The following is a 13,438-nucleotide window of genomic DNA, read 5'->3' on the forward strand; positions in this document are numbered from 1 at the left end:
TTTGTCGGTCTTTAATGTGTTTTGTATGGGTTTTGTAGGGGGGCTTGTTGTGTTAGAGTATGACTGTTAAAAATTGTCAATGAGTATTCATAAAGTAGTTTTGGTTGTTGAATACAATTTTGTTTGAATAAAGTTAATGAGAATTTTTTACTTTTTACAATTGTAATGAATGAGGTATTTGCGATTGTATCTTTTCAAGATGGGTTAAGGTTAAAAACTGGTTTGTTAGCAATATCCAATACTGGAATAAATAATTATTAATTATGAAAAAGGTAGAAAAATTTATGAAAAAATTCTGCATGTTTTTCCTGTTATCGTTTCTTTTTACCACGGTAAAGTCACAGGTAGGAGAGTTTATCTGGCAGGAAAATTTTGATGAATTGAACATCGACCGGTGGACGATTGTAACGGGGGACGGTTGTGATTTGGGTGAGGGAATGTGTGGTTGGGGAAATCAGGAACTTCAGTATTACAAAACAGATAATGTATATATTGAGGAAATTCCTGGTGAGCCTGGAAACAATGCTTTGGTGATTGAAGCCCGCAATGAGGCGATGGGATCAAGTTCCTTTACATCCGGGAGGATTGAAACGAAAGAAAAGTTGGCTGTAAGATATGGGATGATTGAGGTAAGGATGAAAGTTCCTGACCTGAATCTGGGTCTTTGGCCCGCTGCCTGGCTTTTGGGAACCACCCATGATTCTGACGGATGGCCCTATTGTGGTGAAATAGATATGATGGAGATGGGACAAAAATTGGCTGCCCGTTCTGAGAATGGGCATGGTGACGTTACAGTGAACGAATATGTAGGTGCTAATTTAATTTGGTATTCAGAAGATGCTGTAAGTTCTGAAAATCCTTTGGGAGCTGCAAGTATTGCATCAGACCATTATTACAATCAACCTTATGTGCCTGAATTGGAACCATTGAATGATCGGTTTGTTAAGTATCGTTTATACTGGGATGATTCTAATATTCGGTTAACCGTAGTAGATGATGGTATAGAAAATGATTTATATACTGGACCATTTCCATTGTCCGGGGAAACTGGTGCCTTTACTAAACCTTTCTATTTTATTTTAAATCTTGCCGTTGGAGGTAATTTTACTGATGTCACGGACGCAGAAGGAGTTACAGCTCCGTTACCCGCAAAAATGTATGTGGATTATATTCATGTGAGAAAATGGAATGGGAAAGGAGAAATTATTGACGCAAATGTACTTTCTGCCAACGCCGGGAATGATCAAATTGTCGCTGATGGTGAAACGGTGGTATTGAATGGTAGTGCCAGTTTTGGCCCGATTACTGAGTATGAATGGAGTATCAATGGTGAAGTGGTTGCTACGACTGAAACAGCTGATGTTAATTTGGCTACCGGCTTTTATACTGCTGTTCTTAGTATTACTGATGCTGACGGAAGGGTTTCTACCGATGAAATAACCATCAGGGTTGGTAATCCCACGGAAGAAATCGGAGAGGTTATTTGGGAAGAACAATTTGATTCTTTTAATTCTGACGTTTGGAATATTGTCATCGGTAACGGTTGTGAGTTTGGTGAAAATATGTGTGGATGGGGGAATTTCGAGCTTGAGTATTACGATACTGACAATGTTTATATAGCGCCTGTTCCCGGTGAATCAGGAAATAATGCTTTAGTACTGGAAGCACGCCGGGAATCTATAGGTAATAGTTCTTTTACTTCAGGAAAAATTGATACTAAAAACAAACTTGCCATTAAATATGGAGTGGTTGAAGTACGTATGATGGTACCTGATTTGAAGACAGGTCTTTGGCCGGCCGCTTGGTTGTTGGGCGTTAATAACGAAACGGCTGGTTGGCCTGCCTGTGGTGAGATGGATATGATGGAAATGGGGCAAAGTCAGGCAGAGAAAGAAAGACAGGGATTTGCCGGGGCAGATGTAAACAACTATGTGGGAGCCAATCTTATTTGGAAAGACAAGGCTGCTTGTAGCGGTGAAAATGCTGTATGTGCTGCCAGTATGGCTTGGGACCCTTGGTTTAATCAACCCTATGTTTCCGGCACTCCCCTTAGCGGTCGGTTTGTTACTTATCGTATGTACTGGAATGAAGCAAAAGTAATTTATACTGTGGTGGACAATGGGGTGGAAACAGAACTTTACGCAGACGACATTCCATTGTTGAGTACCCCTGAGTTGGCTTCTACATTTCAGAAACCTTTTTATTTTATTTTGAATTTTGCTGTCGGGGGTAATTTTACCGATGTAGTGGAAGACGATCAGGTTACTGCACCTTTCCCTGCCAAGATGTATGTGGATTATGTTAAGGTGATGAAATGGAATGGCAAAGGTGAGGTAATATCGGGTTCTGAAGGTTTTTATGTGGAAGCAGGCTCCACTCAGGAAGTGATTGATGAAGATAAGGACGGAAAAGAGTTGGTCCTTTTAGATGCGTCTGCCAGTTATGGTGATATTGTGGATTATCAATGGAGTCAGAATGGGGTTGTGCTTGGAACAGGTGTTACTGCTGAAATAGAGCTTGCTACAGGAACTCATTCTATAACACTTACAGCTACTGACAGTAAGGGAAACGTGAAAACCGATGGCGTGGATGTTCAAGTGAGAGAGATCATTTGGGAAGATCAGTTTGATACGTTGAATGAAGATATTTGGAATTTGGTGGAAGGTGATGGTTGTGATCTTGGAGAGGGAATGTGTGGTTGGGGAAATCAGGAACTGCAATATTATCATGCTTCAAACGTTTCTACGGGCGAAATGCCGGGTGAACTCGGGAATGTGGCTCTGGTACTGGAAGCTCGTCAAGAAGTTATGGGCAACAGTTCTTTTACTTCAGGCAGAGTGGATACAAAAAATAAAGTGGCCATTAAATATGGAATCATAGAAGTAAGAATGCAGGTCCCCGATTTGGAGATTGGCTTGTGGCCTGCTGCCTGGTTGCTGGGCATTAACGATGACGAGGTGTCCTGGCCTTCCTGCGGTGAAATAGATATGATGGAAATGGGACATAAGCAGGAAACCAGAACCTTTAATGGATTTGATGATGCTACGGAAAACGAATATGTTGGTGCCAATCTTATCTGGTTCTCTGAAGAGGCATTGACACCGGAGAATCCTTCCGGTGCTGCAAGTATTGCTTTCGATCCTTATTACAACAACCCTTATGTTCTCTCGCATAATCCAATGAATGATCGTCCTATGACGTATCGCTTGTACTGGAGTCCTTCAGAAATTCGGTTTACTGCAATTGACAATGGCGCCGAGGTGGATTTGTATACCGGCCCACAGCCTATTAATGGCGAACTTTCAGCCTTTCAGAATCCGTTCTATTTTATACTGAATCTTGCAGTTGGAGGTAATTTTACCGATGCTACTTCTGATGCCCAGGTTACCGCCCCTATGCCTGCAAAAATGTATGTTGATTATGTGCGGGTAATGAAATGGAACGGATATGGTGCTGTTACTTTCGGAGAAGATAGAATTTTTGCTGATGCAGGTGCCGATAAGATTGTAAACATCGGAAGCAAGGTATACCTCGATGGTTCCGGAAGCTCTTCAATGGGAGGTGATATTGAATCTTATGTGTGGTCAGTCAATGGTCAGCAATTTGCTGTTGGACAGACTACCGCGGTGGATTTGAGCCCCGGTATTCACACTGTGGTTCTGGAAGTAACCGATGATCTGGGAAATATGGATACCGATGAGGTGGTTATAACTGTAGGTGATGTGGATGTCCTTATTGCCAATGCCGGCGATGACCGAACTGTGGATGTGGCTGATGTCGTTATACTGGATGGTTCCGGAAGCTCCGACCCTGATAATAATATTGTTTCCTATACCTGGTTGTTGGATGGTCAGGAAATTGGGACTGGCGTGAATCCTGACGTAACAAATTATCTGAGTATGGGCATCAATACGATAACGCTGGTGGTGGAGAATGGTAATGGAGATCAGGCGATGGATATTGTCACCATAACTGTTGTTGATGCAGGGATGCCTGTGGCTGATGCAGGAGACAACCAAAGTGTTTCCGTTCAGGAGGAGAACCTTCCGGTTCTGATATCACTGGATGGTTCCGGCAGTTATGATCCCGATGGCAGTATCGTGGAATATTCGTGGGCTGATTATACCGGGGAAATTGCAACAGCACCCAATACTCAGGTAATGCTCAATCCCGGACGCCATGTCTTTACATTGACAATCACTGATGATGACGGTAAAACTGATTCTGACGAGGTGGTTGTGGAAGTGGAGAAAGAAATTGGAGGAGGAAATCTGATTCTTACTCCAGACTGTGTGGATGACTTTACAGTGGAGGTTTCCAGTGATAAAACAAATCCTACACTTACTTTTATCCCCAACGGTGAAGGTATTGGGAACTCTGTGTTGTATTTGTTTTATTCAACCGATCAAACCCAGTTTCCTTCGGTACCGGCAAATAATGCAACACCTAATGAGCCATTCCAAATACAGGCTTCAGAAGGAGAGGTGATTTACTTCTCTTATACTTTCAATACTCCTGTTGGAGAAAAAAATACATTAAATTGCCTGCTCTCTTTTGAGGTAGGATCATCATCTGTTGTTGTAGTGAATCCTCCTGTGGCCGATGCCGGAGATGATCTGGTGGTTGAGGATGTTGATGATAATGGTGTGGAGACTGTTATGCTTGACGGATCCGGTAGTACTGGTACGGATGGTGCCATCACCGGGTATTCATGGTGGCTTAATGGCTCCGAAATTGCTACCGGAGTGAATCCTTCTGTTGAACTGCCTTTGGGAATACATGAAATATACCTTAAGGTGGAAGATGAAAACGGCAGTATCGGAACGGATGTTGTTTCAATCGAAGTCTCTAATGATATATATAGCGGTATTGTAATCGAAAATGCTGAAGAGTTACATATCTTTTCAAATGGAGAACGTGCTTTTATTGAAACGAATGTTTCCGTGAACGGAATACTTCGGATTATAGGTATTTCAGGACAAATGGTGTTTAATCAGAATGTTTCTTTGACTCCCGGAGTTAATAAGGTGCCGTACGATTTCAACAGCGGAGTTTATGTTCTTTGGTTGAATACAGGGAATAACAACTTTGGGGAGAAAGTAATTATATTTTAGACGTAGTTAGTATCTGTCTGTAAAGTCAGGAAAGGTACTTACTTATATCATGTGTCTGTTCAAAAAGTCCCGATTCCAAGGTTTGTGAAGCCGGCAAAAACGGAGTTTACTTTTCGTAAATAAGTATTTTGTAGGTAAGCGTAACTCAGCAAATGGTATCTTATGAACAGATACTGTTTAGTGCTTCAGGTGAGTGGTTTCCCTGATATAAAACCGCTGCAAATCTTTTGCAGCGGTTTTATATCTTTTTAAAGAACCTTAAAAGATTGATGAGTGTAGTATAAAAAGTTTATTTTTGGCAAAATCAAAGTGTTTTAAATTTTTGTGCTGTTAACTTGTTGTTAATGAGGATCCAGAAATTTAAACCAACAATGGGTTTAGCAACAAAGATGCTTTTTAGACTAGTGTCGTTGATGAAAGTCTTACTTTTGAATAGGTAAGGACTTTTGTGAATCTTTGAGGCTCTGTTTTTTAATGAAACGATCATGGCAAGGTTTGTCTCAAAAGAACATGTATAAAATCATTCATGCAAGTTACATCAGACCAATAACTTAGACTAATTTTATACTGATGAAACGAGCATGGCAAAGTTTGCCACAATAAGAATATGTATAAGTTCTTGCATGCGAGTTCCATCCGACCTTAATAAATTTTATACGGATGAATCCACATTAGCAATGAGTTCATTCCGGTGCAAAAATTTAAAATGTCTTGATTTTTTGGGAAATATGCTTTTTATACCGCACTCATTAAGTTAAATTATAATCGGTTGATAAATGTGTGGTTTGTTGGTAATTCTTAGTTCTCAGGATATATCCCTGAATGGATTTATTTTTATTCCTCAAGAGTGGAGAATCGCCGTTCAGCGCTGCTGCTTGTTTGCAAGAATTTGGATTTTAACATCTTTGTTCTAAATCGATAAAGTGAGGTTTTGATGAGGTTGTGTTATTCGGATGGTGAGTTTTTTATGAATACATATTTTCTTATTTTTTAACTTTTGTATTTACATTTACTATGAATTATCCACCCTTACATCAGATATGATAAAATTGAGCAGTTCATTTTTTTGCAATCCTACCTTTACCAAGGTTTTTGATTTCTTTGGCTATTGTTTTTTTATGCTCATATCTTCTTTTCGGTCATTTACAAATAAGAATTTTTTCCCTGTTTTTTTATTCTTTTTTTCCTTCCTGGCTTTGCCAACCACTGGCGTTTCTCAGTATGAGCATTTTCGTTTTGATTATTTGACCACCCGAAGTGGCTTGTCGCAAAACCATGTTAATTGTATATTTCAGGATCATGATGGCTTTATTTGGATAGGTACCTATAACGGGCTTAATCGTTATGACGGATATAATATAAAATCCTTTCACTCTTCCGATGATTCTGATGGGCTTACCCAGGATGCTATCAATGTGATTTTTCAGGATTCTCAGGGGTTTATATGGATCGGAACTGATTTAGGGCTGAATAAATATAATCCTTCCAACGGGATTTTTTCACATTATTACAATTTGAATCCCGATTCTACCTTAAATGTTGAGAACAACATAAGAACCATTTATGAAGATAGCAATGCAAATTTATGGGTCGGTTTTTATGGTGGAGGAATTAAAATCTTTGATCCGGTAAAGGAAAAATTTCTTAAGCCCGAAACCTTACCCGGAGAAGAAATTCTTCCCGGCCATGCCATGGTAAATGATTTTTATGTCGATCAATCCGGGAACTACTGGTTGGGGACAGAAAATGCAGGACTTGTTGAATATCATCCGCAAACGAAAAAGATTATTCGTCACTTTTCAGGCAATCAAAAGGGACAGCTTAGCGATGATTTAATTTCTTGTATAACGCGTGGCAAAGACGGCAATTTATGGATTGGAACATGGAATGGGGGGATTAATATATATAATCCGTCCACAGGATTATTTTATCCATTTAAGCCTGATGGGGCAGAAATTTTTACTCAAAAGCCTATAACTTCATTGTTAATAGAGAATGATATTGTGTGGATTGGTACAATGGGGGGTGGAGTATATAGTTACAATACTTCCAGCGGCGAGATAGCGAACCTGGTATCTGATTCAGGACACCAGCAAGGTTTGAATTGTAACATTGTGTGGACTATTTTTAAAGATATATCCGGTGTAATATGGCTGGGAACTTATGGGGGAGGTGTTAATATGTTTTATCCCGGATCTGATGCTTTTTATTCCTATCGTGTAAAAATTGATGGTCACAAATTAATGCAAAGCTCTGTGATAAGTACTTCATTGGAATTATCTGATAATAAATTGTTGTTGGGGATTCTGGGTGAAGGGGTAATTTTGTTTGACAGGAAGACCGAGACATTTTTATCAGTTTCTGTCGGCAGAGATGCATTGTCATTAAATGTGCGGTTTTTATTTCAGGATAAAGATGGTGATATCTGGATTTCTACAGATAAAGGAGTTTACCTGCTTGATGAAGAGTTAAAGCAAAAAGAGTTCTTTCCATTGAAAAAAGGAGAAGGAAATCTTGGAGACAAGAGTGTTTATTCTATTTTTCAGGATAACCGAGGAAATATTTGGTTTGGATTATGGGGAGCAGGTGTTAGAATGCTTCCTGAAAAGGATTTGTTACGGAATACCGATGAGGTGTTTTTCAGGTCATTTGATAATGCGGGGTTTGTCGGCAATACGGTGTGGGATTTTTATCAGGATAAGCAGGGCCAACTGTGGATTGGTGCAGGGAATGGAGTATATAGATATGATTATAAAAAGGAGGAATTTGTCCATGAGTTGGTGGACGGAAGTAGGTTAACCGGTTTTTCAATCAGTTCCTTTTCAGAAGATGTGATAAACAACCGGTTGGTTATAGGAACATATGGACGCGGGGTGGCGTTTTTGGATATGGACGACGGAAGCCTTGAGTTTATTGATGAGCATTCTGGTTTGTTAAGAAATGAGGTGCTGAATTTATATACTGATTCTTCCGGAAATCTTTGGATTTGTACGAGCAATGGTCTATCCAGGTATGACCCCCGAAATGGACAGTTTCGGCATATCAATGTGGAGATGGGAATGCAGGAGAATGAGTTGTTGAATGACTTCTGGTCGCTTACATCAGGAGAAATTCTTGTTGGCAGCAATTACGGTTTTTATATTTTTAATCCTTCCGGATTGGTGGATAGCCCCTTTGAACCAAATATTGTAATCACAGACTTTCAGGTTAACAATGAAGAAAGGTCATTGATTGAACATGACAATCAGCTTGTGGCAGTATTGAGGCCTTACGAGAATACTTTTTCTTTTGAGTTTGCTGCTTTGGATTTCAGAATGTCAAATAAAATTGAATATCAATACAAACTTGATGGTTTTGATCCGAATTGGATTGATGTGCATGCCGGAAACAGAAGGGTCACCTACACCAATATGGATGGTGGAAGCTATGTTTTTAAAGTCAGGGCTTCAAATAGTGATGGTCAGTGGACAGGAAAAGAGAGACGAGTCTTTATCGATTTGGCTAAACCATTTTACAAACGACTGGGTTTTAAGGCAATTTTTGTGGTTTTTCTTGTGGTATTGATTTTTGTTTTTGCAAAGGTTAAAGAACAAAAGGTAAAAGCACGTTTGCAAAAGCGGAATGATTTGTACAATCTGGATTTGTTGAGAAATGAACGCGATGAGTTGGATAATAGACTGAAAGAAAAAGAGAAAGAGTTTGCCTCGGTGAAGGTTTTCATCAGAGAAAAAGAAGAACGTCTCCTGGCTTTACGGGACCAAATTGCTGAAGCACTTCAAATGGCACGCCCCGAGGTTAAGAAAACGGTGGGTCGTTTTTTAGGCCAGATTGAAAGAGAAATCAATGAGTTAGAAGCCAGGCAGGAGTATTTGAATAATATAAATCTGCTTTATGGTGGTTATATAGAACGTTTGGCAAAAACTTATCCAAGACTTAGTCAGAAGGATCTTCTTATTTGTGCTTATATTAAAAGCGGGAAAAGTAATAAAGACATTGCTGTTCAAATGGCCATTTCTTCTCAAAGTGTGGAAATGAGCCGCTATCGGATTCGTAAAAAAATGAACCTGGACTCATCGCTTACGTTGAATGACTTTTTAGTACGATTCTGAGCTCTTTACCTCAGACTCAGCCTCCGTTTCAGTCTTAATTCACGCACTGCTGTTACATTGTCATCCACAGCGCTTTATACTTGTCTGTATGGTTGGTGTAGGGGGCTTTGTCGCGCCCTTGTATATCTGTTAATTATTGTCAATAAAAATTTAGGGGGTAGTTTTGATTTAAAGCTTACAAAAAGTAAGATTTCAAACTTATATCTTTATGTCCTATGAAGAATTCTACATTTTTATTTTTCTTGTTTTTACTTTTATCTTCTTATTTGGGAGCCCAGGGAATCCAGGTGGGAAGCGGAAGTTATTCTAGTGTTTTCCCGGGAGTTGATGAAGCCAACCGGAACGGTACTCCTCCCGGAACGCCTGATGTAACAGGAAATGCTGCAACGAAGCCTGTCTCCACTAATAATTGGTGGTCAAATTTTCTGCTCGAAGATCATGGTGGAAATGCGTTTAACTATCCACTTTCTTTTCGCTCTGAGAACAACGGATTGGTGATTAACTACACCTGGCCGTTGGGCGACACCCCTAATGAATTTCGTGAACCCATGAGCGCTGTGGATGGCGTCGTTGTTGGTGTTCAGAACCTGAATTCTGGAAAATCTGATGTTGCAGACTTTTCCGACTGGACGGTAACGCTAAACTGGAATGATGGTACTCATCAATTTAATGCCCAAATGGGGATGGGGATGCCTTTTGTGTATTTTACCAAAGGGGCTTCTGATGTAGCCAGTGTTTTTGTCGGATTTAATCCTGCCGGTGTTTCAGTGGACGGTAATAAATTGCTTATCGAAAACAATTTTGGGGGCTCCAATTATGTGGTCTATGCTCCTGCGGGTTCTTCCTGGAGCCAAAACGGAGATGCCTATACTTCTACTCTTAACGGAAAAGATTTCTGGTCAATGGTTTTAGTGCCCGATGGTCAGGATATCAACATCGTTGCCGATGAATATGAGCCTTATGCTTTTGTTTTTCCGGCAAATACTCAGGTCGAATGGACTTATCAGGAAGCTTCTTCCACTCTTTTGTCAACTTATTCGGTTACTCCTGATGTAAAGGAGGGGACGGGTCAGTTTGTATTGCAGGGATTGCTTCCCCATCAGTGGGATAACCTTGCAGCGTCTTCGCCTTCACCCAATGGCTACTCCTATCAGACCGTACGGGGAGATTTAAAGATGATGGCTTCAGATCATTTTGTTGTGGAGCATACTTTTAGCGGTATTTTACCTACGTTACCCGATTTGGGACAATATAGTGACAGCTACAGCCCGGCAGAGATGTTTGCAAAAGTAGATGTCATGAAATCGGAGGCATTAAACGCCTGGACCGATTCTTACAATGATGGCCAGGCTATGAACCGACTTATTCAGGTGGCTCGTATTGCCGATCAGATTGGTCATGTGGAGGCCAGGGATCAATTGCTTTTGACGGTGAAAGCGCGTTTGGAAGATTGGCTCTCTTATGAAAACGGGGAAGTGGCTTTCCTGTTTTATTATCACGATCAGTGGGATGCTCTTCTGGGATATCCCGCAGGCCATGGTCAGGATACGAACCTGAACGACCATCATTTTCATTGGGGTTATTTTATTCATGCTGCTGCAGCGATGGAACAGTTCTTTCCCGGCTGGGCCGATGATTGGGGCGATATGGTAAATATGTTGGTGCGCGATGCTGCAAGTCCGGATCGCACGGATGAAATGTTTCCGTTTCTGCGCTCTTTCAGTCCTTTTGCCGGACATTGCTGGGCTAATGGCTTTGCCACATTCCCGTTTGGCAACGATCAGGAATCTTCTTCAGAATCCATGCAGTTCAATTCTGCACTGATTCACTGGGGAAGTGTTACCGGAAATGATGAATTGCGTGACCTTGGAATCTATCTTTACACCACCGAGCAATCTGCCATCGAAGAGTATTGGTTCGATGTTTACGAGCGTTCGTTCCGGCCCGGATATGCACACGAAATGGTGGCCCGTATCTGGGGTGGCGGTTACGATAATGGAACTTTCTGGACTTCTGATATTGCTGCTTCCTATGGCATTGAGTTATACCCCATTCATGGTGGTTCTCTCTATCTTGGGCATCATCCTGATTATGTACAGCGGGTTTGGAACGATATGACTGCCAAAACCGATGTGCTGAACAATGTTCCCAACGATAATCTGTGGTACGATGTTTACTGGGAATTTCTTTCGTTTCTGGATAGTGAACAGGCGCTTCAACTCTATAATGCTTATCCCGATCGCAACCTGAAGTTTGGTATTTCTGATGCTCAAACCTATCATTGGCTGCATAATATGAACAGCCTGGGACAGGTTAGGAACGATATTTTGCCCGACTATCCAATTGCAGCAGCTTTCGATAAGGATGGAACGATTACCTATGTGGCTCACAATTATTCCCTTCAACCAATAACTGTTTCTTTTTCCGACGGATATGCTCTTAATGTGCCTGCCCGCTCTATGGCAACAAGCAGAGATGGCGGTTTTTCAGTTGAACTGTCGGCTTCAGATTCAGAATTGCCGGTGGGTGCAGCCGTTATGCTGACTGCAAATGTTACCGGAAGCGAAGTGGACCAGGTGGAGTTTTTTATGAATGATGTGAGTCAGGGCGTTGTTTCTGCTGAACCTTATGAACTTGAAATTCAGAATCTGAGTGCGGGAATGCCTTCATTCCATGCCGAAGCTGTTTACGGCGGGGTCAGTGAATTATCTCCTGTTGTATCTGTTCAGGTTGGTTCGCAGGTGCCTTATGGTGGTTCAGCGTGGGCTATTCCGGGCGAAATTGAGGCCGGACATTATGATGTATTTGAAGGGGGACTTGGACAGGGGATTACCTATTCTGATGTCACCCCCTGGAATGAAGCGGGAACTTTCAGAACTGATGAATACGTGGATGCAGGAACTGAAGTCAATGAAGGTGCTACTGTTGGTTGGATAGAGGCTGGTGAATGGCTCGAATTTTCCGTCGATGTGGCTCAGACAGGCGCGTATAACGTGGAAATCAGATTTGCTTCCGAATCCGGTGGTGGCCCCTTGCATTTTAGTGTGGATGGAACGAAAGTATCGCCTGATGTACAACTTGCGGCAACCGGCGGCTGGGGAACATGGGCCTCGCTTACCATAGAAAATGTGCAATTAACTCAGGGTGAGCAAATAATCCGTGTGGTATTTGAAAACGGTGGGTTTAATCTGGGTAAGATGAATTTTGTTTTCGATGGCGAATTTACCGGGAATCATGCACCTGTGGCCAATGCCGGAGGGGACATATCTCTTCAACTACCCGGAAATTCTGTTACCCTCAATGGAAGTGCCAGTTCTGATGAAGATGGCACTGTTGTTTCCTACAACTGGATCAAAGTGGACGGGCCCGACGGGGCTGTTATTGATGATGAAAATGCTGTACAAACGGAGGTCACTGGTCTTGTAGAGGGCACTTATACTTTCCGTCTGACAGTTACTGACAATGAAGGCGCTACGGATACGGATGATCTGATGATTGTTGTTAGTCCTGATGGTGGTACTAACCCTGGTGGTGTATGTGAGGGAACCGATGAGAGTGGTGACTTTTCATGGATTGCTCAGGAAGACGGCGATCAGGTAACGCTTACTTTTGTTCCGGAGTTGGAGGGTGCAGGCGATAATATTGTTCTATTGTACTATACAACCAATCCGAATAATGTTTATCCGGGCTATATAATTGAGCCAAATGTTCCGGCAGTTTTAAATGTTTCGGAAGGAGAAGAAGTGTATTTCTATTTTACTTATAGTCATCCTGCCGGAGGAGAGCGCAATACTGCCGACCGTATTGCTTCATTTACCGCCGGCAGTTGTTCTGTCATTGCCGGGTTATTTAATCCAATGGATAATACAACAGAAATCAATGTCTGGCCAAATCCTTTTAGTAATGAATTATTTGTTGATGTGAGTGGCACAAATGGGGCTGACAATATTCGTGTTTTAAGCTTGTCGGGGCAATTGGTTTATGAGCAATCCGCAACCGATTCTCAGATTAAAATGGAATTAGGGGTTTTGCCGGCAGGAACCTATGTGATCGTGGTCTCCCATGACGGTGAAATTCTGACTACCAAATTGTTTAAGAAATAAGGGTATTTTTTCCTTTTCTTAATATCAGGCTGCTGCCTGAACCCGGCAGCAGCCTTTAATTTCATGAGTCCGGTCTAAAAAGCATCTTTGTTGCCGAACTCGTTGTTGTGTT

Annotated in this window: 3 protein-coding genes; all 3 read left to right on the plus strand. The window is 41.5% G+C overall.

What is annotated here, in order from left to right; all coding sequences use genetic code 11:
* Positions 1-263 precede the first annotated feature (263 nt).
* The 3 genes from ATH1_RS20160 to ATH1_RS0111825 all read left to right on the plus strand — a co-directional run bounded on the left by ATH1_RS20160 (position 264) and on the right by ATH1_RS0111825 (position 13,326).
* A complete protein-coding gene (locus ATH1_RS20160; protein ID WP_010421933.1) occupies positions 264-5,114 on the plus strand; it encodes a PKD domain-containing protein in 4,851 nt (1,616 codons plus the stop codon).
* A gap of 1,049 nt (positions 5,115-6,163) precedes the next feature.
* Positions 6,164-9,223 carry a two-component regulator propeller domain-containing protein gene (locus ATH1_RS0111820; protein WP_162096787.1) on the plus strand — a complete coding sequence of 1,020 codons (3,060 nt, stop codon included), beginning with the start codon at positions 6,164-6,166 and terminating at the stop codon, positions 9,221-9,223.
* A gap of 215 nt (positions 9,224-9,438) precedes the next feature.
* Positions 9,439-13,326 carry a glycosyl hydrolase gene (locus tag ATH1_RS0111825; RefSeq protein WP_010421943.1) on the plus strand — a complete coding sequence of 1,296 codons (3,888 nt, stop codon included), beginning with the start codon at positions 9,439-9,441 and terminating at the stop codon, positions 13,324-13,326.
* The last annotated feature ends 112 nt before the right edge of the window (positions 13,327-13,438 follow it).

The organism is Anaerophaga thermohalophila DSM 12881 (genome assembly GCF_000191885.1).
Lineage (GTDB): Bacteria > Bacteroidota > Bacteroidia > Bacteroidales > Marinilabiliaceae > Anaerophaga > Anaerophaga thermohalophila.

Coding starts and splice junctions, on each gene's coding strand:
- ATH1_RS20160 (WP_010421933.1), top strand. CDS start 264: ATGAAAAAGGTAGAAAAATTTATGAAAAAATTCTGCATGTTTTTCCTG.
- ATH1_RS0111825 (WP_010421943.1), top strand. CDS start 9,439: ATGAAGAATTCTACATTTTTATTTTTCTTGTTTTTACTTTTATCTTCT.